This is a genomic window from Streptomyces sp. NPDC042201 (genome assembly GCF_055582185.1).
In genome coordinates this window covers 764,720-790,999 of sequence record NZ_JBVJDS010000003.1, presented here as the reverse complement: position 1 = coordinate 790,999, position 26,280 = coordinate 764,720, and the positions used below count along the sequence as shown (strand labels likewise).

The 26,280-nt window shown below is 70.0% G+C and carries 19 protein-coding genes; 4 read left to right on the top strand and 15 right to left on the bottom strand.

The window, feature by feature from the left end:
- Positions 1 to 29: 29 nt before the first annotated feature.
- The 3 genes from ACZ6MZ_RS10915 to sucC all read right to left on the bottom strand — a co-directional run bounded on the left by ACZ6MZ_RS10915 (position 30) and on the right by sucC (position 3,773).
- A complete protein-coding gene (locus tag ACZ6MZ_RS10915) occupies positions 30 to 1,583 on the bottom strand; it encodes an aldehyde dehydrogenase family protein (protein WP_389784964.1) in 1,554 nt (517 codons plus the stop codon).
- A 140-nt stretch (positions 1,584 to 1,723) separates the two neighbouring features.
- Entirely contained in the window at positions 1,724 to 2,626 is a 903-nt protein-coding gene (sucD, locus tag ACZ6MZ_RS10910) for a succinate--CoA ligase subunit alpha (RefSeq protein WP_384181452.1), read from the bottom strand.
- 13 nt (positions 2,627 to 2,639) lie between these two features.
- Positions 2,640 to 3,773, bottom strand: a complete 1,134-nt coding sequence (gene sucC, locus ACZ6MZ_RS10905) for an ADP-forming succinate--CoA ligase subunit beta (protein ID WP_389784963.1) — start codon at positions 3,771 to 3,773, stop codon at positions 2,640 to 2,642.
- A gap of 148 nt (positions 3,774 to 3,921) precedes the next feature.
- Here sucC and ACZ6MZ_RS10900 point away from each other — a divergent pair, with 148 nt between their 5' ends.
- From ACZ6MZ_RS10900 to ACZ6MZ_RS10885, 4 genes are all read left to right on the top strand, one after another.
- Positions 3,922 to 5,604: a thiamine pyrophosphate-binding protein gene (locus ACZ6MZ_RS10900; protein WP_384181448.1), complete on the top strand. Its 1,683-nt coding sequence runs from the start codon at positions 3,922 to 3,924 to the stop codon at positions 5,602 to 5,604.
- A 12-nt stretch (positions 5,605 to 5,616) separates the two neighbouring features.
- A complete protein-coding gene (gene frc, locus ACZ6MZ_RS10895; RefSeq protein ID WP_384181446.1) occupies positions 5,617 to 6,873 on the top strand; it encodes a formyl-CoA transferase in 1,257 nt (418 codons plus the stop codon).
- A 2-nt stretch (positions 6,874 to 6,875) separates the two neighbouring features.
- Positions 6,876 to 9,014, top strand: coding sequence for an acetate--CoA ligase family protein (locus tag ACZ6MZ_RS10890; RefSeq protein ID WP_389784959.1), 2,139 nt, complete (start codon positions 6,876 to 6,878; stop codon positions 9,012 to 9,014).
- Between the two features lie 130 nt (positions 9,015 to 9,144).
- Complete coding sequence (locus ACZ6MZ_RS10885; RefSeq protein WP_384181442.1) at positions 9,145 to 10,533, top strand: OFA family MFS transporter; 1,389 nt, start codon at positions 9,145 to 9,147, stop codon at positions 10,531 to 10,533.
- Positions 10,534 to 10,627: 94 nt separating this feature from the next.
- Here the strand turns inward: ACZ6MZ_RS10885 and ACZ6MZ_RS10880 are convergent, their stop codons facing one another.
- The 12 genes from ACZ6MZ_RS10880 to ACZ6MZ_RS10825 all read right to left on the bottom strand — a co-directional run bounded on the left by ACZ6MZ_RS10880 (position 10,628) and on the right by ACZ6MZ_RS10825 (position 26,274).
- The gene (locus tag ACZ6MZ_RS10880) at positions 10,628 to 11,674 is read right to left on the bottom strand and encodes a sugar phosphate isomerase/epimerase family protein (RefSeq protein ID WP_389784957.1); all 1,047 of its coding nucleotides are present in this window, start codon (positions 11,672 to 11,674) and stop codon (positions 10,628 to 10,630) included.
- A 55-nt stretch (positions 11,675 to 11,729) separates the two neighbouring features.
- A complete protein-coding gene (locus ACZ6MZ_RS10875) occupies positions 11,730 to 13,112 on the bottom strand; it encodes an alkaline phosphatase family protein (protein WP_389784956.1) in 1,383 nt (460 codons plus the stop codon).
- Positions 13,109 to 14,278 carry a metabolite traffic protein EboE gene (gene eboE / locus ACZ6MZ_RS10870; RefSeq protein ID WP_389784954.1) on the bottom strand — a complete coding sequence of 390 codons (1,170 nt, stop codon included), beginning with the start codon at positions 14,276 to 14,278 and terminating at the stop codon, positions 13,109 to 13,111. The genes ACZ6MZ_RS10875 and eboE overlap by 4 nt, the downstream gene beginning before the upstream one ends.
- Positions 14,279 to 14,282: 4 nt before the next feature.
- On the bottom strand, positions 14,283 to 15,131 hold the full coding sequence (locus ACZ6MZ_RS10865; protein WP_384181434.1) for a TatD family hydrolase: 849 nt from the start codon (positions 15,129 to 15,131) through the stop codon (positions 14,283 to 14,285).
- Positions 15,131 to 15,748: an EboA domain-containing protein gene (locus ACZ6MZ_RS10860; RefSeq protein WP_389784953.1), complete on the bottom strand. Its 618-nt coding sequence runs from the start codon at positions 15,746 to 15,748 to the stop codon at positions 15,131 to 15,133. Before ACZ6MZ_RS10860 ends, ACZ6MZ_RS10865 begins: the two co-directional genes overlap by 1 nt.
- Positions 15,745 to 16,590, bottom strand: a complete 846-nt coding sequence (locus tag ACZ6MZ_RS10855; protein ID WP_389784950.1) for a sugar phosphate isomerase/epimerase family protein — start codon at positions 16,588 to 16,590, stop codon at positions 15,745 to 15,747. The genes ACZ6MZ_RS10860 and ACZ6MZ_RS10855 overlap by 4 nt, the downstream gene beginning before the upstream one ends.
- Positions 16,587 to 17,546, bottom strand: a complete 960-nt coding sequence (locus ACZ6MZ_RS10850) for an SCO3242 family prenyltransferase (protein ID WP_389784948.1) — start codon at positions 17,544 to 17,546, stop codon at positions 16,587 to 16,589. Before ACZ6MZ_RS10850 ends, ACZ6MZ_RS10855 begins: the two co-directional genes overlap by 4 nt.
- The gene (locus ACZ6MZ_RS10845; protein ID WP_389784945.1) at positions 17,543 to 18,676 is read right to left on the bottom strand and encodes an inositol-3-phosphate synthase; all 1,134 of its coding nucleotides are present in this window, start codon (positions 18,674 to 18,676) and stop codon (positions 17,543 to 17,545) included. Before ACZ6MZ_RS10845 ends, ACZ6MZ_RS10850 begins: the two co-directional genes overlap by 4 nt.
- A gap of 120 nt (positions 18,677 to 18,796) precedes the next feature.
- Entirely contained in the window at positions 18,797 to 22,489 is a 3,693-nt protein-coding gene (locus tag ACZ6MZ_RS10840; RefSeq protein ID WP_469351091.1) for a ThuA domain-containing protein, read from the bottom strand.
- A gap of 446 nt (positions 22,490 to 22,935) precedes the next feature.
- Complete coding sequence (locus tag ACZ6MZ_RS10835; RefSeq protein ID WP_384181422.1) at positions 22,936 to 23,940, bottom strand: sugar phosphate isomerase/epimerase family protein; 1,005 nt, start codon at positions 23,938 to 23,940, stop codon at positions 22,936 to 22,938.
- 8 nt (positions 23,941 to 23,948) lie between these two features.
- Positions 23,949 to 25,130, bottom strand: a complete 1,182-nt coding sequence (locus tag ACZ6MZ_RS10830) for a Gfo/Idh/MocA family protein (protein ID WP_389784995.1) — start codon at positions 25,128 to 25,130, stop codon at positions 23,949 to 23,951.
- 112 nt (positions 25,131 to 25,242) lie between these two features.
- Positions 25,243 to 26,274: a substrate-binding domain-containing protein gene (locus ACZ6MZ_RS10825; protein ID WP_384181418.1), complete on the bottom strand. Its 1,032-nt coding sequence runs from the start codon at positions 26,272 to 26,274 to the stop codon at positions 25,243 to 25,245.
- Between the last annotated feature and the right edge of the window lie 6 nt (positions 26,275 to 26,280).

Below are 26,280 nucleotides of genomic sequence, written 5' to 3'. Positions count from 1 at the left end.
ACGCGGTGGCCCTCCGGCAAACGGGCGTCCTACGGCATCAGGTGGTAATCGGGGAAGTTGCCCGGCGGGCGCTCCCCCGGGGGGCCGTCCGTCACGGCTCGTACGAGGAGCTCGCCGCCCACAAACGCGCCTCGCCAGGAGTGGCCGAAGCCGCCGAAGAGCTCGTCACGGTCGCCGCGCGAGCGGGGCTTTCCGTGGCCGACCTTGAAGGCGCGGATCTGGGGGGAGAGCCGGGCGTACGTCGCCGGGTCGTCGGTGGACAGGGTCGCGACGAGGGCGCCGTTCGAGGCGTTCATCGCGGCCAGCAGTTCCGCCTCCGTATCGACCAGGACGATCGTGTCGACCGGGCCGAAGGGTTCCGCGTGGTGCAGTGGGGAGGACGGGGGCGGGGCCAGCAGGGTGACGGGCGGCAGGTAGGCGCTCGTGTCCTGGCCGGGGAGGAAGAGGCCGTCGGCCAGCGTGCCCTGGTGCAGCGGGACCGCGCCGCGGTCGATCGCCTCGGACACCTGGTCGTCGAGCTCCTTGGCCTTGGCCGCGTTGATGAGCGGTCCGAAGTCCAGTTCGGGCAGCGGGTCCTCGGGCAGCTGGACCGCCAAGGGATGGCCGAGCCGGATGGAGCGTACGGCGGGGAGATACGCCGCGAGGAAGTCCGCGAAGAGCGAGCGCTGGACGACGAAGCGCGGGTACGCCGTACAGCGCTGCTTCCCGTAGTCGAACAGCTTGGGGATGACGGCGGTGAGCGCGGGCCAGTCGCTGTAGTTCCAGACGCCCCAGGTGTTGAGTCCCTCCTGTTCGAGGATATGGCGTTTACCCAGGTCGGCGACTGCCGTGGCGATGCCGGCGCCGGTGTCCCGGCCCCCGACGAAGGAGACGCAGCCGATCTCCGGCGAGCGGACGAGCGCCTCGGAGAGTTCGCCGCCGCTGCCGCTGACCAGGGTGACGGGGATGCCCTCGCGGACGGCGAGCGCGCAGGCCAGGGTCAGACAGGCCACTCCCCCGTCGGTCGGGGCCTTGGCGATCACCGCGTTGCCGGCCAGCGCCTGGACGAGCATGGCGTGGACCAGGACCGACATCGGGTAGTTCCAGCTGGCGATGTTGGAGACCGGTCCCGGCAGCGGGGTCCGGCCCTCCAGCATCGGTTCGACGCCGTCGACGTACCAGCGCACGCCGTCGATCGCACGGTCGACGTCGGCCTGGGCAAGCCGCCACGGTTTGCCGATCTCCCAGACGAGGAGAAGGGCGAGCAGCTCTCGGTGTTCGGCGAGCGCGTCGAGCGTGGCCGTTACGCGCGCCTTGCGTTCCGCCAGAGGTACGTGTCGCCAGGCGCGGTGCTCGTCCAGGCAGGCGCGCACCGCCTGCTGGGCGGTGGCGCCGTCCAGCCGGGGCGGCCCCGCGATGGGGCTGCCGTCGACCGGACTGGTGGCGGACAGGGCGCGGCCGTCGGACTGCCATCGCGACGCCCAGAGGTTGCGCACCCGGTCGTCGTGGAAGGCCTCCGGGGCGACGGCGAGACAGCGCTGCCACGCGTCGGACCAGGCCGTGCCGGGTTTGAGAGTGAGGTGGTGAGTGAGGGTGGGTGCCATTGAGGGTCTCCGCTCTGAGGAGGCGGGAGGTGCATGGCTCGGCTGCCGCCGCGGCGGCAGCACACAGAGGTGTGGCCGCCGCGGCGTATCGCTGTTACTGGACGGTAGTGAGCCGGGTGGGTGGTGGCACGCACTCGCCATCAAGTATGAGTGACGTCACGCGACGCCGCGAGGCGGTCCAGCACCAGCCGCGCGGTCTCCGAGGGGGTCGAGCCGACCCGTACGCCGGCCGCCTCCAGGGCTTTCTTCTTGGCCTCCGCGGTGCCGGAGGAGCCGGAGACGATCGCGCCCGCGTGCCCCATGGTCTTGCCCTCGGGCGCGGTGAATCCGGCGATGTAGCCGATCACGGGTTTGGTCACATGCCCGGCGACATAGGCCGCGGCGCGTTCCTCCGCGTCGCCGCCGATCTCTCCGATGAGCACGATCAGCTCCGTGTCCGGGTCGTCCTCGAACGCGGCCAGGCAGTCGATGTGGGTGGTGCCCACGACGGGGTCGCCGCCGATGCCGACCGCCGAGGAGAAGCCGATCTCCCTCAGCTCGTACATGAGCTGGTAGGTGAGGGTGCCGGACTTGGAGACGAGGCCGATCCGGCCGGGCTTGGAGGCGATGTCCGCCGGGATGATGCCGGCGTTGGACTGCCCGGGGCTGATCAGTCCGGGGCAGTTGGGGCCGACGATACGGGTGCCGCGCTCCCTGGCGTACGCGTGGAAGACGACGGCGTCATGGACGGGGATGCCCTCGGTGATGACGACGGCGAGCCCGATCCCGGCGTCCGCCGCCTCGATGACGGCCGCCTTGGCGAACGGCGGCGGTACGAAGACGACGGTGACATCGGCGCCGGTCGCCGCCATGCCCTCGCGGACGGAGCCGAAGACGGGCACGGCACGGTCGTCGAAGTCGACGCTGCGGCCCGCCTTGCGCGGGTTGACGCCGCCGACGATGTCGGTGCCGGCGGCGAGCATCCGCCGGGTGTGCTTCATGCCCTCGCCGCCGGTCATGCCCTGGACGAGGACCTTGCTCTCCTTGGTCAGGAAGATGGCCATGGTGTCCTTCTCCTTATCCGGCGTTCGCCAGTACGGCGGCCTCCCGGGCCGCCCCGTCCATCGTGGTGACCTGCTGTACGAGCGGATGCGCGCGGTCCGCGAGGATCGCGCGGCCGCGGGCGGCGCTGTTGCCGTCGAGGCGTACCACGAGCGGTTTGGTCAGCCGTACCGATTCCAGCGCCTGGACGATGCCTTCGGCGACGGCGTCGCAGGCCGTGATGCCGCCGAAGACATTGACGAAGACGGAGTTCACGGCCGGGTCGGAGAGGATGACGGACAGACCGTCCGCCATCACCTGGGCGGACGCCCCTCCCCCGATGTCGAGGAAGTTGGCGGGGCGGGCGCCGCAGCCGGCGACCACGTCGAGGGTGGACATGACGAGGCCGGCGCCGTTGCCGATGATGCCGACCTCGCCGTCGAGCTTGACGTAGTTGAGTCCCTTGGCGGCGGCCGCGGCCTCCAGCGGGTCGCCGTTCGGGTCGTGCTCGCCGTCGCCCCACCGCACTTGCCTGAAGCGGGCGTTGTCGTCAAGGGTGACCTTGCCGTCGAGGGCGAGAATCAGCCCATCTGGAGTGCGTACCAAAGGGTTCACTTCGACCAGCAGAGCGTCCTCGCGGACCAGCACCTGCCAGAGCGCCCGGAGTACGGGCACGGTGGCGGGCGGTAGTCCGGCGGCCGCCGCGATCTCGGCGGCCTTGGCTTCCGTGACCCCTTCCGCCGGGTCGACGGGGATCCGGGCGACCGCCTCCGGGCGGCTGGCCGCGACCTCCTCGATGTCCATGCCGCCCTCGGCGGAGGCGATGGCGAGGAAGGTCCCGGCCGCGCGGTCGAGGACGTACGAGACGTAGAACTCGGCCTCGATATCCACTGGTCGGGCGAGCATCACCTTCCTGACTGTGTGGCCCTTGATATCCATGCCGAGCATCTGACGGGCGGTCAGTTCGGCTGCCGCCGGGTCGGCGGCGAGCTTCACCCCGCCCGCCTTGCCCCGGCCTCCGGTCTTCACCTGAGCCTTGACGACCACGCGGCCGCCGAGCCGTTCGGCGGCGAGTTTGGCCTCCCTGGCCAGCTCCACCACCTCGGCCTCCGGCACCGCGATGCCGTGGTCCGCGAAGAGTTCTCGTGCTTGGTGCTCGTACAGATCCATACCGGCTCCCTTTTGACGAAAGTGCCGCACGCCCCCTGGACACCATCCGCTGGATGCGGGATAACAAGTTTCATACAGTATTCGTCGACTGTATGCAATGTACCGGGAGGGCGCAGGCCCTCCCCTACGAAGGGACAGGGACTACCTCATGCCCGACGACAGCCAGGAACTCATCTCCGGTGGTCATCTGGTCGCCAAGGCCCTCAAAGCAGAGGGCGTAGAGGTCATTTACACCCTCTGCGGCGGCCACATCATCGACATCTACGACGGCTGCGTCGACGAAGGCATCGAAGTCGTCGACGTACGTCATGAGCAGGTAGCCGCGCACGCCGCGGACGGCTACGCCCGTATCACCGGAAAGCCGGGCTGCGCGGTGGTCACCGCGGGTCCGGGCACCACCGACGCCGTCACCGGTGTCGCCAACGCCTTCCGCGCCGAGTCCCCGATGCTGCTCATCGGCGGCCAAGGCGCCCTCACCCAGCACAAGATGGGTTCACTCCAGGACCTGCCGCACGTCGACATGATGACCCCGATCACCAAGTTCGCCGCGACCGTGCCGGACACGGCGCGCGCGGCCGACATGGTGTCGATGGCGTTCCGCGAGTGCTATCACGGCGCTCCCGGCCCGTCCTTCCTGGAGATCCCGCGCGATGTGCTGGACGCCAAGGTGCCGGTGGAGAAGGCCCGGATCCCCGAGTCCGGGCGCTACCGGGCCTCGACCCGCTCGGCCGGTGACCCCGAAGCCATCGAGAAGCTCGCCGACCTCCTCGTCCAGGCCGATAAGCCGGCCATCCTGCTCGGCAGCCAGGTCTGGACGACACGGGGGACCGACTCCGCGATCGAGCTGGTGCGGACGCTGAACGTCCCCGCGTACATGAACGGGGCGGGACGCGGCACGCTGGCGCCGGGCGATCCGCACCACTTCCAGCTGTCCCGGCGCTACGCCTTCTCCAACGCCGACCTCATCGTCATCGTCGGTACCCCCTTCGACTTCCGGATGGGGTACGGAAAGCGTCTCTCGCCGAACGCGACGGTCGTCCAGATCGATCTCGACTACCGCACGGTCGGCAAGAACCGGGACATCGACCTGGGCATCGTGGGCGACGCGGGGCTCGTCCTCGCATCGGTCACCCAGGCCGCGAGCGGCCGTGTCAACGGCGGATCGGTCCGGCGCAAGGCCTGGCTGGACGAGCTGCGCGCCGCCGAGCAGACGGCGATCGAGAAGCGGCTGCCGCAGCTGAAGTCGGACTCCTCCCCCATCCACCCCTACCGGCTGGTCAGCGAGATCAACGAATTCCTCACCGAGGACTCGATCTACATCGGCGACGGCGGCGACATCGTCACCTTCTCCGGCCAGGTCGTCCAGCCCAAGTCGCCGGGCCACTGGATGGACCCGGGTCCGCTGGGCACCCTCGGTGTCGGCGTCCCGTTCGTCCTCGCCGCCAAGCAGGCGCGGCCCGACAAGGAGGTCGTCGCGCTCTTCGGCGACGGTGCGTTCTCCCTGACCGGCTGGGACTTCGAGACGCTGGTCCGCTACAACCTGCCGTTCGTCGGCATCGTCGGCAACAACTCCTCGATGAACCAGATCCGTTACGGCCAGAAGGCCAAGTACGGCGACGAGCGCGAGCGCGTCGGCAACACCCTCGGCGATGTCCACTACGACAAGTTCGCCCAGATGCTGGGCGGTTACGGCGAGGAGGTCCGCGACCCCGCCGACATCGCGCCCGCCCTCCAGCGGGCCCGTGAGTCGGGTCTGCCGTCGCTGATCAACGTCTGGGTCGACCCCGACGCGTACGCCCCCGGAACCATGAACCAGACCATGTACAAGTGAAGGAGCCCTCCCATGACGCAGGCTCTTGAGACCCCGCAAGGAACGAAAGCGCTCACCGGCGTCCGGGTCCTCGACATGACGCATGTTCAGTCGGGGCCCTCGGCAACGCAGTTGCTCGGCTGGCTCGGCGCGGACGTGGTGAAGCTGGAGGCACCGACCGGCGACATCACCCGCAAGCAGCTCCGCGACCTCCCCGATGTCGACTCGCTGTACTTCACGATGCTCAACTGCAACAAGCGGTCCATCACCCTCAACACCAAGTCGGAGCGCGGCAAGGAGATCCTCACGGAACTCATCCGCCGCTCGGACGTCATGGTGGAGAACTTCGGCCCCGGCGCCGTGGACCGGATGGGTTTCACCTGGGAGCGCATCCAGGAGATCAACCCGCAGATCGTCTACGCCTCCATCAAGGGCTTCGGCGAGGGCCCGTACACCAATTTCAAGGCGTACGAGGTCGTCGCCCAGGCCATGGGCGGCTCGATGACCTCGACCGGCTTCGAGGACGGGCCGCCGCTCGCCACCGGGGCGCAGATCGGCGACTCCGGCACCGGCATCCACGCCGTCGCCGGCATTCTCGCCGCGCTCTACCAGCGTGAGAGCACCGGCCGCGGCCAGCGGGTCAATGTCGCGATGCAGCACGCGGTGCTCAATCTGTGCCGGGTGAAACTGCGCGACCAGCAGCGTCTGGCCCACGGTCCGCTCGCCGAGTACCCGAACGACGACTTCGGCGACGAGGTGCCGCGCAGCGGCAACGCGAGCGGCGGCGGGCAGCCGGGCTGGGCCGTGAAGTGCGCGCCCGGCGGTCCGAACGACTACGTCTATGTGATCGTGCAGCCCGTGGGCTGGCGCCCGGTCACCGAGCTGATCGGCCGGCCCGAGCTGGCGGAGGACCCGGAGTGGGCGAGCCCGGAGGCCCGGCTGCCCAAGCTGGGCAAGATGTTCCAGCTCATCGAGGAGTGGACGGCCACCCTTCCCAAGTGGGAGGTGCTGGAGAAGCTCAACGCCCACAACATCCCGTGCGGTCCGATCCTCTCCACCAAGGAGATCATCGAGGACGCGTCGCTGGCGGCGAACGAGATGGTCGTCCAGGTCCCCCACCCCGAGCGCGGCTCGTTCACCACGGTCGGCAGCCCACTGAAACTCTCCGACTCCCCCGTGGACGTGGTCACTTCACCGCTGCTCGGCGAACACAACGAAGAGGTGTACATCGGCGAGCTGGGTCTGGGCGCCGAGGAACTGCGCCTGCTCAAGACGAACGGAGTCATCTAGCAGTGGACACCACAGAACCGAATCACGCGGCCGTACGCGCCGTCCTGGACGCCGCGCTCGCCCAGGGGCGTACGTCCCTGACCGCGCCCGAGGGCAAGGCCGTCACGGACGCCTACGGCATCCCCACCCCGGCCGAGGCTCTCGCCGAGAACGCCGACGCCGCCGTGGCGCTCGCCGACCGGATCGGTTTCCCGGTCGCGATGAAGATCGTCTCGCCCGAGATCCTGCACAAGACGGACGCGGGCGGCGTACGGATCGGGCTGACGTCGGCCGCCGAGGTACGGGGGGCGTTCACCTCGATCGTCACCAACGCCAAGGCGTACGACCCGGACGCGCGGATCCTCGGCGTCCAGGTGCAGCAGATGGTGCCGGCCGGTACCGAGGTGCTCATCGGTACGGTCACGGACCCGACCTTCGGCAAGATCGTGGCCTTCGGCCTCGGCGGCGTGCTGGTGGAGGTCCTCAAGGACGTCACCTTCCGGCTCGCCCCGGCGTCCAAGGACGACGCGCTGTCGATGCTCGACGGGATCCGCGCCGCGGAGATCCTGCGCGGCGTCCGGGGCGGCGCGGCCGTCGACCGGGACGCGCTGGCCGAGCTGGTGGTCAAGGTGTCCCGGCTCGCGGCCGACTTCCCGGAGATCGCCGAGGTCGACCTCAATCCGGTGTTCGCCTCGGAGAGCGGGGTGATGGCCGCCGATGTGCGGATCCTGCTGACCACCGAGGTGCCGGCCGAGCGGCGGAGATACACGCGCGAGGAGATCCTCGTCTCGATGCGGCGGCTGATGAAGCCGCGTTCGGTGGCCGTGATCGGCGCCTCTAACGAGCAGGGCAAGATCGGGAATTCGGTCATGCGGAACCTGATCGACGGAGGTTTTCCGGGCGATATTCATCCGGTGAACCCCAAGGCCGATGACATACTCGGCCGTAAGGCATACAAGAGCGTGATGGATGTTCCTGGCGAGCCCGATGTGGCGGTCTTCGCGATTCCCGCGAAGTTCGTCGCCGCGGCGTTGGAAGAGGTCGGCCGCAAGGGCATACCGAACGCCGTTCTGATCCCGTCCGGCTTCGCCGAGACCGGTGAGCACGAACTCCAGGCGCGGATCGTGGCAATCGCCGAGGAGTACGGCGTACGGCTGCTGGGGCCGAACATCTACGGCTACTACTCCACCTGGCAGGACCTCTGTGCCACCTTCTGCACCCCGTACGACGTCAAGGGCGGCGTGGCGCTGACCTCGCAGTCCGGCGGCATCGGCATGGCGATCCTGGGCTTCGCCAGGAGCACCAAGACGGGTGTCTCGGCCATCGTGGGCCTCGGCAACAAGTCGGACCTCGACGAGGACGATCTGCTGACCTGGTTCGGCGAGGACCCGAACACCGAGTGCATCGCGATGCACCTGGAGGACCTGAAGGACGGCCGGGCCTTCGTGGAGGCGGCCCGCGCGACCGTGCCGAAGAAGCCGGTGGTGGTCCTGAAGGCCGGGCGTACGGCGGCCGGCGCGAAGGCGGCGGGCTCGCACACCGGCGCGCTCGCCGGTGACGACGCGGTGTACGACGACATCCTGCGGCAGGCCGGTGTCATCCGGGCGCCGGGTCTCAACGAGATGCTGGAGTACGCGCGGGCGCTGCCGGTGCTCCCCACTCCGCAGGGCGACAACGTCGTGATCATCACGGGCGCGGGCGGCTCGGGGGTCCTGCTCTCGGACGCCATCGTCGACAACGGTCTGTCGCTGATGGAGATACCGCCGGATCTGGACGAGGCGTTCCGGAAGTTCATCCCGCCCTTCGGAGCGGCCGGCAACCCGGTGGACATCACCGGCGGCGAGCCTCCGTCCACCTACGAGGCGACGATCAGGCTCGGCCTGGAGGACCCGCGGATCCACTCGCTGGTCCTGGGCTACTGGCACACGATCGTCACCCCGCCGATGGTCTTCGCCGAACTGACGGCGCGGGTCGTCGCGGAGTTCCGGGCGCGGGGCATCCAGAAGCCCGTCGTGGCCTCCCTCGCGGGCGATGTCGAGGTCGAGGAGGCGTGCCAGTACCTCTTCGAGCACGGCGTCGTGGCCTACCCGTACACCACCGAGAGGCCGGTCGAGGTGCTCGGTGCGAAATATCGCTGGGCACGGGCGGCGGGGCTGCTGTGACGCCTCGTCAGCACACGGCACCGGCCGGGCGGTTGGGAGGCGATCAATGACCTGACCCGCCCGGGCGAGCACGAAAGGTTTTGGACAGGGGGCGCTGGCCAGCTCTTTCGATGCAAGGGGTGCGACACCTATGACAACGACTCACATCACCAGCTCCGTCCCCTTCAAGGAGGTGACGGACCGCAACGGCCGCGTGTACCGGATCGGTGAGACCGACCGGGACATCATGGGCCGGCCGCGATGGACGATGGTGCTCTTCCCCTGGATGGGCATGCTCGGCATCAGTTCGTCGGAGTACGCGTTCACCTCGGCGGAGGACACTCTGCACGAGGCCCATCTCTGGAACAGCGGGCACATCTTCTGGCTGATGGGCGTCTGGATCTTCTTCCAGGCGGCCGTCGCCTTCCCCGCCGGGCAGCTGCGTGAGAGCGGCAAATTGCCCGCTCGCTACGCCATGATGCTCGGCGCGCTCGGTACGTTGCTCGGCTATGTCTCCCTGGCCTACGCGCCGCATGTGATCGTGGCGTACATCGGCTTCGGAATGTTCAGCGGTATCGGCGCCGGTCTGGTCTACGCCACCTGCGTGAATATGGTCGGCAAGTGGTATCCGGAACGCAAGGGAGGCAAGACCGGCCTCGTCAACGGCGGTTTCGCCTACGGTTCCGTGCCCTTCGTCTTCCTCTTCACCTCGTACATGGACCTGAGCAACTACCAGACCGTGCTGGTGCTCGTCGGCGTGATCTGCTGCCTCGTCGTCGCGGTCGCCGGCTGGTTCTTCAAGGACCCGCCGAAGTACTGGTGGCCGACGGGCGCCGACCCGCTCAAGACCTCGGAGGACCCGAGGATCCGGCGGGCGCTGGCGAAGAACCCGCCGGCGGTGAAGCAGTACTCACCCAAGGAAGCGGCACGCACACCGGTGCTGTGGATGATGTGGTTCTGCCTGCTCTGCACGGCCGGAATCAATATTTTCGGAATCGCGTTCCAGGTGCCCTTCGGAAAGGACATGGGGTTCGCGGGCGGGATCGTGGCCACCGCGATGTCGCTGAAGGCGATCGTGAACGGTACGGGGCGCGGGGTCATCGGCTGGATCTCCGACCGGTACGGACGCCGTAACACGCTGATCTTCGTCTGTCTGGTCCTGGGCAGCGCTCAGTTCGGCGTGCTGGTCTCCGGGTCCATGGGCAGCATGCCGTTCTTCCTCTTCTGCTCGATGGTCTCCGGCTTCGGCGGGGGCGCGATCTTCCCGCTGTTCGCGGCGATGACCGCGGACTACTTCGGGGAGAACAACAACGCTTCCAACTACGGCATGGTCTACAGCTCCAAGCTCATATCGGGCCTGGTCGGCTCCGGCATGGGAGCCGTGGTGGTGGGCGCCTGGGGTTACGAGGGCGCGTTCGTCATCGCGGGATGCATCGGACTCGCCTCGGCGGTGCTGGCGCTGTTCCTGAAGGCGCCGGGACGGCCGGACGCCAAGAAGATCGAACCGAATCCGAACCCGATCGGCCGGGACGCCGCCTGACCCGGCACCCGGCCCCGCACAGAAGGACGGCCCTCCCCACGGCTCGGACAGAGCCGCGGGGAGGGCCGTCCCCCGTGTGCGGGTGGGGCGGTGGCTACCGCTTCTCGCGCAGCGAGTGCAGGTGCGCCGACGACTTGCGGGCGAAGGCGATCGAGTCCACCGGCTGGTCGTGCTCCACCTGCCAGTGGTGGTCACGGCGGCCGCCATGGGTCTTGTTCACGGCCGAGATGAAGCGCTGGTAGTCGATGTCACCGTCGCCGACGTCCACCATCCGGTAGCCGTCGCGGGCGGTGATGTCCTCGATGCCGTCCTTGACGTGGAAGAGCGGGTAGCGGTGGGGCTGCTTGAGTACGTAGCGCAGCGGGTCGAAGGGTGCGGGCTTGCCCTCGACGGTCTTGCTGAAGCGGAACTGGCCGGCGAACGCCCAGTAGATGTCCATCTCCAGGAAGACCAGATCGGGGTCGGTCTCGGCCAGCAGGACGTCGTAGAGACGGACGTTCGGCTGGTCGGTGGCGAAGGAGAACTCCTCCGCGTGGTTGTGCTGGTAGAACTTCATGCCGCGCCGCCTGGCCGCCGCGCCGTAGGTGTTGAAGTCCTCGGCCGCCCGCTTCCAGGCGTCGACGGTGGAGCCGTAGCGGAACGGCCCCGAGGCCGTCCCGATGTGCTCGAGACCGAGGGCCTGGGCGTCGTCCAGGACCTTGTCGAGGTTCTGGGCGAAGCTGTAGGCGTCCGGGTTGTTGTCATCGGCGTAGTTGACATGGCTGCCGATGCCCTTGAGGCCGTGGTCCCTGGCCAGCTTCTTGAGCTGGGCCAGGGTGATCTCTCCGGTGCCCTGGGTGTAGCCGGCGTACTCGATCTCGTCGTAGCCGAAGCGCTCCAGCTCGTCGAAGACCTTGGCGAAGCCGATCGAGGACACCTTGTCACGCAAGGAGTAGAGCTGGATGCCGAGACGCCCGGGGGGCAGGACCGGCTGTCCCTTGCCGTGGCCGTGGTCGTGCCCGTGTCCCTTGCCGTGGGCGGCGGCGGGGGTGGCCGAGGCACCCAGGACGGCGGCGGCGGTGGCGCCCGCGGCGACACCGAGCATGCCGCGTCTGCTGAGCTTCTGCGCGAGCTCGGGGTCGGCTGACTTCTTGCGGCTCATTGCGGAACTCCTTTGTGTCTGTGCTGGGCGGTGCTTGCTTGTCAGTGCTTGCTTGTCAGTGCAGTCCGGCAAGCTGGAGGAGCAGGGACTTCACATCAGTGGCCGCGACACGGCCGCTGACGGCACGGGGGGTGGAGCACAGGATGAGCGGACCTTCGTCGTCGCTCTGCGGAAGGCGGCCGTGGCTGCCGCGAATGGGTGAGGGGTCGAGGGGGACGACCGCGAGGCGGTAGCGCATGCCGAGCTTCTTGCGGGCTATCGCCTTGGCCGCCTTGAGGCGTACGTACGGATCGAGGGGGTCCATGAACAGCTCGACGGGGTCGTAGCCCGGCTTGCGGTGGATCTCGACCAGCTGGGCGAAGTCGGGTGCCCGGTCGTCGTCGAGCCAGTAGTAGTACGTGAACCACGCGTCCGGTTCGGCGATGGCCACCAGCTCGCCCGAGCGGGGGTGGTCAAGGCCGTGGCTCTTCTTGCCCTCGTCGTCCAGGATCTCGTCGATGCCGGGGAGATCCCGGAGAGCCTCGCGGGTGGCGTCGAGGTCCTCGGGACGGCGCACGTAGACATGGGCGAGCTGGTGGTCGGAGACGGCGAAGGCACGGGAGGCCATCGGGTCGAGATACTCCATGCCGTCCTGGGTGTGCACCTCCAGCAGCCCGGCCCGGCGCAGCGCCCGGTTGATGTCGACCGGCCGCGAGACCCGGGTGATGCCGTACTCGGACAGCGCGACGACGGTACGGCCCTCGGCCCTGGCGTCGTCCAGCAGCGGGGCCATGGCCGCGTCGAGATCGGCGGCCGCCTGGTGGGACCTGGGGTCGTCGGGGCCGTAGCGCTGGAGGTCGTAGTCGAGATGCGGGAGGTAGCACAGGGCCAGGTCGGGCCGGCGGGTGGCGATGATGTGGCGGGTGGCGTCCACGATCCACTGCGAGGAGACGATGTCGGCGCCCGGGCCCCAGAAGTGGAAGAGGGGGAACGTGCCGAGCTTCTCGGTGAGTTCGTCGTGCAGCGCCGGCGGACGGGTGTAGCAGTCGGGTTCCTTGCGGCCGTCGGCGTAGTAGACGGGACGGGGCGTGACGGTGAAGTCGGTGTCCGCGCCCATCGCGTACCACCAGCAGATGTTGGCGACGGTATAGCCGGGGTGGGCGCGGCGGGCGGCGTCCCACAGCTTGTCGCCGGAGACCAGCCCGTTGTGCTGGCGCCAGAGGAGTACGTCGCCCAGCTCGCGGAAGTACCAGCCGTTGCCGACGATGCCGTGCTCAGCCGGGAGCGTCCCGGTGAGGAAGGTGGACTGCGCGCTACAGGTGACGGCGGGCAGCACCGTGGTCAGCGGGGCCTGGGATCCGGCGCCGGCCAGCTTCTTGAGGTGGGGCATGTGGTGGAGCAGCTGGGGGGTCAGGCCGACGACATCGAGGACGAGGAGCGGGGTCGGGCTCTCGGTCATGGCAGCTCCTTCAGGCCGAGGTCGACCAGGAGGTCGCGGGCCAGGGTGAGTTCGGCGGCGATCCCGTCGGCGAGCTGTCCGCGCGAGCGGGGACGCAGCTCCGGCGGGAGCGCCTGCCAGGTGTAGGTCTCGACTTCCAGATGGCGGGTGCGCGGCTGCGCGCCGCCGACGAGCCGGGTCAGCGCGTCCTGGAGTACGGGGAGGGTGGAGGCGAGCGGCGGGGCGGGCGGGGCGTGCAGCGGGACGTGGAAGTGCGCGCGCCAGGGGGCGCCGTCGGGCAGCGCCCCGCCGTTGAGGGCCTCGTCGAGGTCGTCGGTGCCGTGCAGCCCGGCGGCGGTGCGGGTGCGGGTCTGGTGGAGGAAGCGGGGCTCGGCGAAGGCGCCGAGAGCTTCCCGTACCTCCGGCAGATGCGGCTGCTCGGCGTGCAGGGCCGCGGAGAGCTGGGCCTTGGGAATGGAGATGCGCGCGGCGTGCAGCGCGTCCAGGGCGGTGGCCGGGTCCTCGAAGGACGTCGCGAGATGGCAGGTGTCGATACAGATGCCGATCCGGCCGCTGGCGATGTCGGTGAGCGGGCCGATCGCGTCGGCGGTGGTCTCGACCGTGCAGCCCGGCTCCGGTTCCAGCGCGATCCGGATGGACTTGCCGGTCAGCTCCTCCAGCGCGTCGAGCCGCTTCGCCAGCGTGGTCAGCGCGGTGTGGGCGGCGCGGGCCGCGGCGTCGTCGAACGGGGTGCGCCAGGCGAGCGGGAGGGTGGAGACCGAGCCTTCCGTGACATCGTCGGGCAGCAGCGCGGCCAGCAGCCTGGCCAGGTCGCTGGTGTGGGCGAGCCTCTCGGGATCGGCCCAGTCCGGTTTGTAGACGCGGTACTTGACCTCTTCGGCGCCGAAGCCCTCGTACGGGAAGCCGTTGAGCGTGACGACCTCGAGCCCGCGCCGGTCGAGTTCGGCGCGCAGGCCACGCAGCACCGAGGGATCGTTGATCAGGGCCTGGGCGGCGTCCTTGGCAAGCCAGAGGCCGATGCCGAGACGGTCCCTGCCGAGCCGTTTGCGTACCGGTTCGCAGTGGTCGCGCAGTTGGGCGAGGACGCCGTCGAGGGTCTCGGCGGGGTGGACATTGGTGCAGTACGAGAGGTGGACGGTGGAGCCGTCGGGGTGGCGGAAGCGCATGGCCTCACTCCCCGCCGCGGAGGATGGAGTTGCCCTCGTGGAGGGCCTCCGGGGCGGGGACGTCGAGCTGGAGTCTGCCGCTGAGGCCGTAGAAGGCGACGGGGTTGCGCCACAGGACCAGGTCGACGTCGTCCTCGCTGAAGCCGGCGGCGAGCATCGCGTCGGCGACTTTGCGGGTCTTCAGGGGGTCGCTCTTGCCCCAGTCGGCGGCCGAGTTGACGAGCACCTTCTCGGTGCCGTGGGACTTGAGGACGGCGACCATGCGGTCCTCGTCCATCTTGGTGTCGGGGTAGATGGAGAAGCCGAGCCAACTGCCGCTCTCCGCCGCGTCCTTGACCGTCGTCTCGTTGAGGTGGTCGAGCAGCACCCGGTCGGGGGCGAGGGCGGATTCACGGATGACGTCGATGGTGCGGCGCAGGCCCGACAGCTTGTCCCGGTGCGGGGTGTGGACGAGCGCGGGCAGGCCGTGGTCGGCGGCGAGCTGGAGCTGCGCGGAGAGCGCGAAGTCCTCGGCCGGGGTCATGGAGTCGTAGCCGATCTCGCCGACGGCGACGACGGAATCCTTGACGAGATAGCGCGGCAGGGCGTCCAGGACGGGGGTGCAGCGCGGGTCGTTCGCCTCTTTGGGGTTGAGGGCGAGCGTGCAGTGATGGGCGATGCCGTACTGGGCCGCGCGGAACGGCTCCCAGCCGAGGAGCGCGTCGAAGTAGTCGAAGAAGCTGGCGGGCGACGTACGGGGCTGGCCGAGCCAGAAGGACGGCTCGACCAGGGCGCGCACACCGGAGGCGTACATCGCCTGGTAGTCGTCCGTGGTGCGGGAGGTCATATGGATGTGGGGGTCGAAGATGCGCATCAGGACTCCTCGCCGGTCAGGTTCAGTGCGCGGTGCAGGTCGGCGGGTACGGAGCGGCCCGCGGCGGTGCGCTCGGCCGCGAAGTCGGCGAGCATCCTGGCCAGTTCGGCGTCTCCGTGGGCACGTCTGTCCAGGCCGTCGACGGCGTCGAGGTCCACACCCGTGAACAGGCATTTGAGGATGGCGTGCCGCCAGGCGTGGGGGTCGAGGTGGGCGGCGGCGTACGGGCCGACGGCGGCGGCGACCAGCCGGGTGTCGTTGGTCCGCAGCGCGTCCTCGGTCAGGGGCAGCGCGCCGGGCCCTTCGACGCGGTCCGGCAGGGCGAGCAGGACGGCGCGGCGCTCGGCGGCGGCGCCCTGGTGGTAGAGCCGGGTGAGCGTGGCGAGGTCGGCGCGGGCTTCCTGAAGGAGCAGCGTGCGTACGGAGTCGACCGTGTCGCCGGACCGTCCGCAGTGGCGTCCTGCGGCGGCGAAGCGCAGCTCCCAGGCGGCGGCAACGTTGTCGGCGGCGGCGGGGACCGCGTCCCGGGCCGTCGCCGCCTCGGCGAGGGCCTCGTCGAGCCAGGACGCGGCGGCCGCGTCGAGCCGGGGGGACAGCTCCTCGCGGGTGGGTGTCATGCCGATGCTCCCTTCGTACGCAGGAAGTCCAGGGAGGTGCGGGCCAGTTCGGGCCCGGCGTGGGAGTGGCGGGGCAGTTCGACGACGGTCAGGCCCTCGTAGCCGGTGGCGGCGAGCGCGTCGAGCACGGGCGGGAAGTCGATCTCGCCGTCCCCGAACGGGAGATGCTCGTGGACACCGCGCCGCATGTCCTCGATCTGTACGTGCCGCAGCCAGGGCGCGGCCTCGCGCACGCAGTCGGCGGGCGAGGCGGGTTCCAGGCACTGGCAGTGGCCGATGTCGAGCGTGAGGCCGAGCAGGTCCGGGTCGCCGAGGCGGTGCCTGAGCTGGTGGAAGCCGGCGAGGTCCGAGACGAGATGGCCGGGCTCCGGCTCGACGGCGAGCGGGATGTCGGCGGCCTCCGCGGCGTCGAGGACCGGTCCCATCGCCTCTTCGAGCCGCTTCCAGGCGGTGTCCGTTTCGGTGCCCGCGGGGGTGATCCCGCTGAAGCAGTGCACGGCGTGGGCGCCGAGGTCCGCGGCGACCTGGACGGCGGTGATCAGCAGTCGCGTACGGGCCGCCCGCCCTTCGGGGTCCGGGTCGAGCAGGGAAGGACCGTGCTTGCGGCGCGGGTCGAGTACGTAGCGGGCCCCGGTCTCGACGGTGACGCCGAGCCCCAGCTCGGCCAGCCGCCGGGCGACCCGCTGGGTGCGGGCGGCGAGTTCGGGGGCCATCGGGTCGAGATGCATGTGGTCGAGCGTCAGCCCGACCCCGTCGTACCCGAGATCGGCGAGCAGCGCGAGGGCGTCGTCGAGCCGCAGGTCGGTGAGCCCGTTGGTGCCGTAACCGAAACGCAGACTCATGTGGGGCTCACTTTCCGTGCGAGTGCGCGGGCGAGCGGCACGAGCGCCATGACGCCGGCCGCGACACCGGCCGCCCCGCCGCGCGCGGCGAGCGCGGCCTGGAGCGGGATCATGGCCCGGATCCCGCCGCCGACGGCGCGCTGGGTGAGGGGCGGGGAGGGGTTGAGCGCGGCGTGCAGGAGGGGCCGTCCTGCGGTGCCCGCGTAGACGGCGGCGAGCGCGCCCGCGAGGACGGGCGCGAGGACGGCCGGCCGCGCGGCGGCCGGGGAGACGTGGCGCGGACCGAAGGAGACCGGGGCCGATGGTCGGGCGGCCGCGCCGGCCGGTCGCGGCGCGGCCTTACGGCGGCGGCCCGCCAGGACGCCCAGGACCGCGGTGGCCGCGAGCGCGGCGAGCGGCGCGGCCGTCGAACCGCCCTGCGCCTCACGGCGCGAGACGGTGGTGACCGCGACGGTGTGCGCTCCGAGGAGCGCGGCGGACGGCAGGGCGGCTCGCGCGCCGCGCAGCGCGCCCGCCGTCGCCGTCGCGCCGAGCAGCAGGTCCAGGGCCCTGGCCGCGCCCATCGCGACGGGCCCGGCCGGGGTGTGCTTCAGCCGGATGTCGTACGCCCAGACGCTGGCCGCCAGCGCCGTGCTCACCGCGAGGGCCGGGCGGCCCGCGCCGGCCGACAGCGCCAGGCCCGCCCCGGTCAGGGCGCCCGCCGCCGCGAGCGCCGCCGCCGGGGAGATCCGGCCCGAGGGGATCGGACGGTGGGGGCGGTCGCGCGCGTCCTCCTCGCGGTCCGCCCAGTCGTTGAGCGCCATGCCCGCCTCGTACAGGCAGAGCGAGGCGCCCACGGCGAGCGCGGTGCCGCGGTGGGGACGTACGCCGAGGGCGGCCGCGCCGGCCAGGGCGTCGCCCGGGACCGTGAACAGGGCGGACACCCTCAGCAGTTCGGCCCAGGCGCGCAGGCTCACCGCGTCTCCCTCAGCCGCTCGGCGAAGGTGAGCAGTGCCTCGAACTGTTCGGCGAGGGCGGCGGGGCCGCCGTCCGGATCCTTGAAGTAGAAGCCCAGCTCGGGCAGCGGCCCGCTGAGCCCCGCCTCGTGCGCGCGGGCCACCAGCCGGGCCAGGTCGAGCACCAGCGGCGCGGCGAGCGCCGAGTCGCAGCCCTGCCAGATGGTCTGGAGGATCATCCGGGAGCCGAGGAAGCCGTCGAAGGCGATGTGGTCCCACGCGGTCTTCCAGTCGCCGAGCGCCGGGACGTCGTCGATATGGACCTCGCCCTCGGGGGCCGCGCCCAGCGTGTCGGCGAGGACGCGTTCCTTGCCCGCGTTCTTGGCCGCCGCCGCGGCCGGGTCGGCCAGCGCCGCTCCGTCCCCGCCGCCCAGCAGGTTCGTGCCCGACCAGGCCCGTACGGTCAGGGCCCGCTGGACGAACATCGGGGCGAGCACGGAACGGAGCAGCGTCTGGCCTGTCTTGCCGTCGCGGCCGGCGTGGGGAAGGCCGCCGGCCTCGGCGGCGGCCGTGAGGGCCGCGGTGCGCAGCCCGGTGGACGGGGTGAAGTTGACGTACGAGCAGCCGGCCTGGACGGCGGCCGCCGCGTACAGCGAGCTGGCGGGCAGCCGTGGATCGTCCGGCGCGGGCTCGGCCTCCGTGGAGGAGACATTGACGACGACCGTCCGGGCGACGCCGGTGCGCCGCGCGAAGTCCGTGATGTCGGCGGCGAAGGCGGCGATGAGTTCCTCGTCGCTCCTGGTGTCGCCGGGGTGGGGTCCGCCGGCTCTGATCTCCTGGTCGGCGGCGGTCAGTTCGGCATGGAGCGCGGAGGGCAGACCGTGCGGCAGTACGCCCGCCGCGGTCAGCGCCTCGGCCCGTTTGGGCAGCGGACAGCTCGCCGTGTCATGTCCGCCGAAGACCAGTGAGGAGAGGGCGGGGAGGCCCGTCCCCGCGAAGGGCGGGGTCTCGGTGACCATGCCCGTCGCGGGGTGGAGCCCGGCGGTGACCGCCGCGCATCCCGCGACGGCAGTCGTGGCGACGGAGCCACGGGCTCCGACGAACCAGACTCCGGTGCGTGCTGCAGTCGATTCGGTAGTGGTCGTCGCCACGGGCTGCCTCCCTGCCGGTGATGTGGTGTGGTGGACGGCGGGCGGGGGGTACGGCGCCTCCCCGCCCGCCGCCGGCTGACGGGCTGCTCTCCTGGGGGTTCCCAGGACTCCTAGAGGTTTCTAGGAGGAGGGCAGCTCCTTGAGCTGGATGTTGCGGAAGGACGCCTGGTCGTCGGCACCATGGTTCTGGATGCCGATGTAGCCGTCCTTGAGACTGCGCGCCGGGTCGCTGTTGGTGAAGTCGTTGATCTTCACGCCGTTCAGGAAGATCTGCAGACGCTCGCCCTGAACCCGGATCTCGTAGTTGTTCCACTGCCCCGGGGGCCGCAGAACCTGGTCCCTGGCCTTGATGTTGGCCGATTTGAAGGTGTAGACGGAGCCGGTGGTGCGGTCCGGGGCGTCGGTGGCGTCGATCTGCACCTCGTACCCGTTGTTCACCGCCGACCAGGGGTCGTCCGAGGCCGGGAAGCCCACGAAGACACCGGAGTTGTCGTCGCCGGCCAGCTTCCAGTCCAGCTTCAGCGAGTAGGACTTCAGCTCCTTGGCCTGGTACCAGAGCATGCCCATGCCGCCCTCGGAGCGCAGTTCACCGTCGACGACGTTGAACGTGCCGGGCCCTGCCTGCTTCCAGCCGGCCAGGCTCTTCCCGTTGAAGATGTCCCGGTAGCCGGTGTCCGGCTTGCAGTCGGCCTTGACCTGGCCGGCCGCGTACCGCAGTCCGCCGAGCAGATGCTGCCGGAAGGGCGCGTCCGCGTACGACTCCTTGGTGTGGCCGCCCCCGGTGTAGAAGGCACGGCCGCCCTCGTACGTCTGGCACCAGGCGATCGGGTGATCGCCCTTCATTTTGCCGCCCTGGTAGGTGGTCTCGTCCAGGGTGGCGAGGACCTTGGCCTGCGTACGGGGGTTGGTGCGGTAGTTGTACCACTCGTCCGTGCGCTGCCACTCGTCGTCCAGATGAGCGGTCGCCGGGTGGTCGTGGTCCTCTACCCGCACGGTGGCGGACTGGATCGCCGGGTGGGAGTCGAAGTAGGCCCCCACCAGGCCGCCGTAGAAGGACCAGTCGTACTCGGTGTCCGCTGCGGCGTGGACCCCCATGTAGCCGCCGCCGGTGGCGACATAGTTCTCGAACGCCCTCTGCTGGTCGGCGTTGAGGACATCACCGGTGGTGGAGAGGAAGACCACCGCGTCGTACCTGGCCAGGTTGTTGGTGGTGAACTGGCCGGCCTCCTCGGTGGAGTCGACGGTGATCCCGGTGGTGCCGCCCAGTTCCTTGAGGGCGGTGACTCCCGCGGGGATCGAGTCGTGGCGGAAGCCGCCGGTCTTGGAGAAGACCAGGACCCGCTTCTCGGTCTTGCCCGCGACGGCCGTACTGAGCTGGAAGTCGTCCAGGTCGTACAGCGCGCCGTCGCCGCCCTTGAAGACCAGGAACAGTTCGGTGGTCTTCTTCGGTACGGACCGCAGCGGTACGTCGATGTCCTGGAAGGTGTCCCAGCTTCCGGTGACCGGGATCGGCGCGGAGCCGAGCAGGTTGCCGGTGGCGGAGCCCGTCCGCACCTCCAGGAATCCGCCGGCGCCGCCGGAGGAGATCCGGGCGGTGAGCGTCTTGGACCCGGTCAGGTTGTACGGCGTGAAGGAGATCCAGTCGTTGTTGTTGATGTCGCCGACGGTCTTGCCGCCGTTGGCACTCGCCTTGTCGTAGGTCTTGATGCCGGACGAGTTGTTGAAGTGCTCGGCCTGCCGGTGACGGGGCTGCAGCTGCGCCTGGTCGTGGCCGGTGAGCGCCTCCTGGCCGCCGCCTCCGCCGTCGGTGTACGAGGCGTCGATCACGCCGAAGATATTGGCGTTGGGGTCGTGCTCGCCGTCGGCGGGCGCGGTGATGGTGCCTTCGCAGCCGTTCGCGGAGGTGATCGGGTGGCCGTGGTTGTCATGGCCGAGGATGTAGCTGACCACGACCTTGGAGCAGTCGATGGGCCCTGCGGCGCCGTCCTCGGGGTCGGTGACCTTGACCTTGAAGGGCAGGGTGTCACCGAAGCTGAAGAGCGTTCCCTCCGCCGGGATTTCCAGCGTCAGCGTGGGCGCCGTGTTGCCGACGACCACGCGTACGGACGCCGAACCGGTCCGCTCCGTGGGGTCCGTGACGATGAGGTTCGCGGTGTAGGTGCCGTTCTTCTTGTACGTGTGGCTGGGGTTGGCCTCGGTGGAGGTGGTGCCGTCGCCGAAGTCCCACGCGTAGGTGAGGGGATCGTCGTCGGCGTCCTCGGTGCCCGCCGAGGAGAAGGTGACCTTCAGCGGGGACTTCCCTGACGTCTTGTTCGCGGCGGCCACGGCGATCGGTGACTTGCCGCCGGTGGAGTTCTCGATGCGGTAGACCGCGGAGTTCTCGTCACCGCCGAACCAGGCCAGGCCGTAGTCGAGCACGTAGAGCGCGCCGTCGGGGCCGAACTCCATGTCCATGACCTGGGTGCCGGTCCACGGGAAGTCGTTGATCGCGCTGACCGTGCCGTCCTCGCTCTGCTCGATCCGCTTGATCCACTGGCGGCCGAACTCGCCGGCGAAGTAGTCGCCGTCGTAGGACTCCGGGAACTTGACCGGGGAGTCCAGGTCGTGGTCGTAGCGGTAGACCGGGCCGCCCATCGGGGACTCGGAGCCGGTGCCGAACTCGGGGACGCTGCCGCCGTCGTACGCGATCCAGGCGGACTGCGCCGGCGGGAGGTCGGTCAGGCCGGTGTTGTGCCGCGAGGTGTTCTTGGGCGCGGCGCAGTCGAAGGCCGCGCCGGAGGTCCCGGTCGCGAAGTCGTAGTCGATGTACGGGTCGTTCTCACCCGTGCAGTACGGCCAGCCGAAGTTGCCGGCCTCGGTGACCCGGGCGAACTCGACCTGTCCGGACGGTCCCCTGGTCGGGGAGGCGGCGCCGGCGTCGGGGCCGTAGTCACCCACGTAGACGATGCCGGTCTTCTTGTCGACGGAGATACGGAACGGGTTGCGGAACCCCATCGCGTAGATCTCGGGACGGGTCTTCTCGGTGCCGGGGGCGAAGAGGTTGCCCTCCGGGATCGTGTACGAGCCGTCTTCGGCGACCTTGACGCGCAGGACCTTGCCGCGCAGGTCGTTGGTGTTGCCCGAGCTGCGCCGGGCGTCGAACGCCGGGTTGCGGTCGGACCGCTCGTCGATCGGGGTGTAGCCGTCGGAGGCGAAGGGGTTGGTGTCGTCGCCGGTCGACAGATAGAGGTTGCCGTCCGCGTCGAAGGCGATATCGCCGCCGACATGGCAGCAGGTGCCGCGCGAGGTGGCGACGTCGAGGACCTTCTTCTCGCTCGCCTTGTTGAGGGTGCCGTCCTCGTTCAGCGTGAAGCGCGAGAGACGGTTGTACCCGTCGAAGGGGGCGAAGTCGGCGGCCGTGCCGTTCTCGGGCGCGTCGCCGGCGGGGGTGTCGAGCTTGGGGGCGTAGAACAGATAGATCGCCCGGTTCTCGGCGAAGTCGGGGTCGACCCCGACGCCTTGGAGTCCCTCTTCGTCGTGGCTGTAGACCTCCAGCGTGCCGGAGACCTTGGTGGCGCCACCCGCGTCGGTGATACGCAGTGTGCCGTCACGCGAGGTGTGCAGCACCTGCCGGTCCGGCAGGACGGCGAGCGACATCGGCTCGCCCACCTCGTCGGCGCCCTTCGCGAGGGTCACCTGCTGGAAGCTTTCTTCCGCGGCCGGCGGCTCGGGATCGTGAGCGGCGGCGGGTACGGCGCTGAGGCTCGCTACCGCGAGCACGGCGCCGGTCAGGAGTGCGAGGAGGGATCTGGCTCGGGGGCGTTTTCTGGGCACGAAAGTCCTCCACAATGGCCGTTCGTACGTGCGGGTTGCCAGGGGAGCGCAGGGATCGCGCTCGCCTCTCAGGGGTGGTGCTCTCGCACCGGACCCCCCGGGGGAGGTGGCTGTTCACCGACGTGCGCCGTCACATCGGAGACCATCTATGTCCTGTACATCTCAGTTGGACGGTAGCCGTGTTCGTCCGGGACCGAAAGACCTTGCGCACAGGTGAAGTTGTACTTCTTCCTGCCTCAGGACAAAGCAACTTCCGGGCACGCCAAACCGCCCGGCGGCGGCCCCCCTTTTTTAAGGGCTCGGTTCGCCTCCGGGGCGCTTTATGCCCCTGTCGACGGTCGACCGTGCTCGATTCGCTCGTACCTCGCGAACCTCCGCGCGCTCTCCCTTTCGACAGCGGCGCGCCCCTTCGGCTCACTCGCCGGGCGGACGGCCTGTGCGCAGTTTTAGTCGCCGCCTCCGAACGCGGCGTCGAAGGACGCGGTCGGGGCGTCGAAGTCGAAGCGCTTCAGGTCGGCCAGGGCCTCCGGGGCTCCCGCCAGCCGGTCCATGCCGGCGTCCTCCCACTCGACCGAGATGGGGCCCTCGTACTTGATCGAGCGCAGCATCCGGAAGACGTCCTCCCACGGGACATCGCCGTGGCCGGCCGAGACGAAGTCCCAGCCGCGCCGCGGGTCGCCCCAGGGCAGATGGGAGCCGAGGCGCCCGTTGCGGCCGTCGAGACGCTTGCGCGCCTCCTTGCAGTCGACGTGGTAGATCCGGTCCTGGAAGTCGTAGAGGAAGTTGACCGGGTCCAGGTCCTGCCAGACGAAGTGGCTCGGGTCGAAGTTGAGCCCGAACGCCGGCCGGTTGTCGACCGCCTCCAGCGCGCGCTTCGTGGTCCAGTAGTCGTACGCGATCTCGCTCGGGTGGACCTCGTGGGCGAAGCGCACGCCCTCGGCGTCGAAGACGTCGAGGATCGGGTTCCAGCGCTCCGCGAAGTCCTCGTACCCCCGGTCGATCATGCCGGGCGGCACCGGCGGGAACATCGCGACCAGATGCCAGATCGAGGAGCCGGTGAAGCCGATGACCGTGTCGACCCCGAAGGCGGCCGCGGCCCTGGCGGTGTCCTTGATCTCGGCGGCGGCACGCTGCCTGACGCCCTCGGGCTCGCCGTCGCCCCAGATCCGGGACGGCAGGATCCCCTGGTGGCGCTCGTCGATGGGGTTGTCGCAGACGGCCTGGCCCACCAGATGGTTGGAGATCGCCCAGCACTTCAGCCCGTACTTGTCGAGCAGCTGGTGGCGGCTGTCCAGGTAGCCCGGGTCGGCGAGTGCCTTGTCGACCTCGAAGTGGTCGCCCCAGCAGGCGAGTTCCAGACCGTCGTAACCGAAGTCACGGGCGAGCCGGCACACCTCCTCCAGGGGCAGATCGGCCCACTGGCCGGTGAACAGCGTAAACGGACGTGGCATGGGACCTCCTAGGCGGGAATTCCGGGCGTGGATGCTCCGGACGGCGGCGGCACAGGCGTGTACACGGCGTTCTTCGCCGCGCTGTCCTCCACCGCGGCGAGCACCCGCTGCACCTGCAGCCCGTCGGCGAAGGACGGCACCGGATCGGTTCCGGCGGCGACCGCCTCGACCAGATCGCGGGCCTGGTGGACGAAGGTGTGCTCGTAGCCGAGCGCGTGGCCCGGCGGCCACCACGCCTCCAGATACGGATGCTCCGGCTCGGTGACCAGGATCCGGCGGAAGCCGGACGTGGGCGCGGGCTCGGTGTGGTCGTGGAACGACAGCTCGTTGAGGCGCTCCAGATCGAAGGCGAGCGAGCCGCGCTCGCCGTTGATCTCCAGATGGAGCGCGTTCTTGCGTCCCGCGGCCATGCGGGTGGCCTCGAAGGAGGCCAGCGCGCCCGAGGCGAGCCGTCCGGTGAACAGCGCCGCGTCATCCACGGTCACCGGGCCGAGCTCGCCTCCCCCGGTCGCCGACAGGCCGGCCGACGCCCCGCTGAGCAGCGGCCGTTCCCTGACGAACGTCTCCGCGAGCGCGGACACCCCGACCAGCAGTTCCCCCGTCAGGAACTGCGCGAGGTCGACGATGTGCGCCCCCAGGTCGCCGAGCGCCCCGGATCCCGCGTGCTCGCGCTTGAGCCGCCAGGTCAGCGGGAACGCCGGATCGACCAGCCAGTCCTGGAGATAGCTGACCCGGACGTGCCGCAGGGTGCCGAGCCTGCCTTCCGCGATCAGCTTGCGGGCGTACGCGATGGCGGGCACCCGGCGGTAGTTGAAGCCGACCATGGCCAGCTGGCCGCGTGACCTGGCCGCCTCCGCGGCCCTGACCATGGCCTCGGCCTCGGCCACCGAGTTGGCGAGGGGCTTCTCGCACAGGACGTGCTTGCCCGCCTCCAGCGCGGCGATGGCGATCTCCGCATGGCTGTCCCCCGGCGTGCAGATGTCGACCAGCTGCACGTCGTCACGCGCGATGAGGTCCCGCCAGTCGGTCTCCGCGGCGGCCCAGCCGAGTTTGTCGGCCGCCTTGACGACGGCCGCCTCGTCCCGCCCGCAGATGGCGGCGAGGTGCGGCCGCATCGGCAGATCGAAGACATGTCCCGCCGTGCGCCAGCCCTGGGAGTGGGCGGCACCCATGAACGAGTATCCGATCATGCCGATACCGAGTGGCGGCGGTGCGCCGGCTTCCTTCTCCGACGCTTCCCTGCTGGTCATAAGGGAGTACTCCTCGTCTCTCGCGCGTGTGGGGGCAGACTGGCGGAGCCGGTCAGCTGAATCCCTGCGGCAGGTACTCGTCGATGTTCGTCTTGTCGACGACCGCCGAGAACAGGGTCACCTGAGCCGGGATCTCCAGACCGGCCAGGCCGCTGACGCCCTTGCTCTGGCCCAGCGCGCGGGCGAGGTCGATCGCCGACGACGCCATGATCGGCGGGTACAGCACGGTCGCCTTCAGGACGCTGTTGTCGGCCTTGATGGCGTCCATCGCCGCCTTGGCACCGGCGCCGCCGACCATCAGGAAGCCGTCACGGCCGGCCTGGTCGATGGCGCGCAGGGCGCCGACGCCCTGGTCGTCGTCGTGGTTCCACAGGGCGTCGAACTTGGGCTGCGCCTGGAGCAGCTGAGCCATCTTGGCCTGGCCGGACTCAACGGTGAAGTCGGCCGCCTGGCGGGCGACCTTCTTGATGTTGGGGTAGTTCGCGAGCGCGTCGTCGAAGCCCTGGGTACGCTGCTTGGTCAGCTCCAGGCTGTCGGGGCCCGACAGTTCGATGACGGTGGCGCCGGCCTTGTCCTTCAGCTTCTCGCCGATGTAGTTGCCCGCGTTGACGCCCATGCCGTAGTTGTCACCGCCGACGTAGCAGCGGAACGCCTGCGGGTCGGCGAAGATCCGGTCCAGGTTGATGACGGGGATGCCCGCGCGCATCGCCTTGAGACCGGCCTGGGTGAGGGCCTTGCCGTCGGCCGGCAGGATCACCAGGACGTCGACCTTCTTGTTGATCAGGGCGTCGATCTGGCCGATCTGGGCGGCGGTGTCGTTCGAGCCCTCGGTGATGTCGAGCGTGACGTCCGAGTACTTCTTCGCCTGGGCACGGGCGTTGTCGTTGATCGCGTTGAGCCAGCCGTGGTCGGCCTGGGGGCCGGCGAAGCCGATGGTGACCGGCTTGCCGGGCTTGTCGTCGGCGGCCGGCGCGGTGTTCGCCGCGGGCTCTTCCTTCTCGTTGCTGGTGCAGGCGGTGAGGAAGGCACCCGCGGAAATGGCGGCGGTGCCGAACAGCAGGCCTCTACGGCTCGTTTCTGGCATGACGAT

Excerpts from the sequence above, each read along its gene's own strand:
- ACZ6MZ_RS10915 (WP_389784964.1), bottom strand. The coding sequence starts at position 1,583 with ATGGCACCCACCCTCACTCACCACCTCACTCTCAAACCCGGCACGGCC.
- sucD (WP_384181452.1), bottom strand. The coding sequence starts at position 2,626 with ATGGCCATCTTCCTGACCAAGGAGAGCAAGGTCCTCGTCCAGGGCATG.
- sucC (WP_389784963.1), bottom strand. The coding sequence starts at position 3,773 with ATGGATCTGTACGAGCACCAAGCACGAGAACTCTTCGCGGACCACGGC.
- ACZ6MZ_RS10900 (WP_384181448.1), top strand. The coding sequence starts at position 3,922 with ATGCCCGACGACAGCCAGGAACTCATCTCCGGTGGTCATCTGGTCGCC.
- frc (WP_384181446.1), top strand. The coding sequence starts at position 5,617 with ATGACGCAGGCTCTTGAGACCCCGCAAGGAACGAAAGCGCTCACCGGC.
- ACZ6MZ_RS10885 (WP_384181442.1), top strand. The coding sequence starts at position 9,145 with ATGACAACGACTCACATCACCAGCTCCGTCCCCTTCAAGGAGGTGACG.
- ACZ6MZ_RS10880 (WP_389784957.1), bottom strand. The coding sequence starts at position 11,674 with ATGAGCCGCAAGAAGTCAGCCGACCCCGAGCTCGCGCAGAAGCTCAGC.
- ACZ6MZ_RS10875 (WP_389784956.1), bottom strand. The coding sequence starts at position 13,112 with ATGACCGAGAGCCCGACCCCGCTCCTCGTCCTCGATGTCGTCGGCCTG.
- eboE (WP_389784954.1), bottom strand. The coding sequence starts at position 14,278 with ATGCGCTTCCGCCACCCCGACGGCTCCACCGTCCACCTCTCGTACTGC.
- ACZ6MZ_RS10865 (WP_384181434.1), bottom strand. The coding sequence starts at position 15,131 with ATGCGCATCTTCGACCCCCACATCCATATGACCTCCCGCACCACGGAC.
- ACZ6MZ_RS10860 (WP_389784953.1), bottom strand. The coding sequence starts at position 15,748 with ATGACACCCACCCGCGAGGAGCTGTCCCCCCGGCTCGACGCGGCCGCC.
- ACZ6MZ_RS10855 (WP_389784950.1), bottom strand. The coding sequence starts at position 16,590 with ATGAGTCTGCGTTTCGGTTACGGCACCAACGGGCTCACCGACCTGCGG.
- ACZ6MZ_RS10835 (WP_384181422.1), bottom strand. The coding sequence starts at position 23,940 with ATGCCACGTCCGTTTACGCTGTTCACCGGCCAGTGGGCCGATCTGCCC.
- ACZ6MZ_RS10830 (WP_389784995.1), bottom strand. The coding sequence starts at position 25,130 with ATGATCGGATACTCGTTCATGGGTGCCGCCCACTCCCAGGGCTGGCGC.
- ACZ6MZ_RS10825 (WP_384181418.1), bottom strand. The coding sequence starts at position 26,274 with ATGCCAGAAACGAGCCGTAGAGGCCTGCTGTTCGGCACCGCCGCCATT.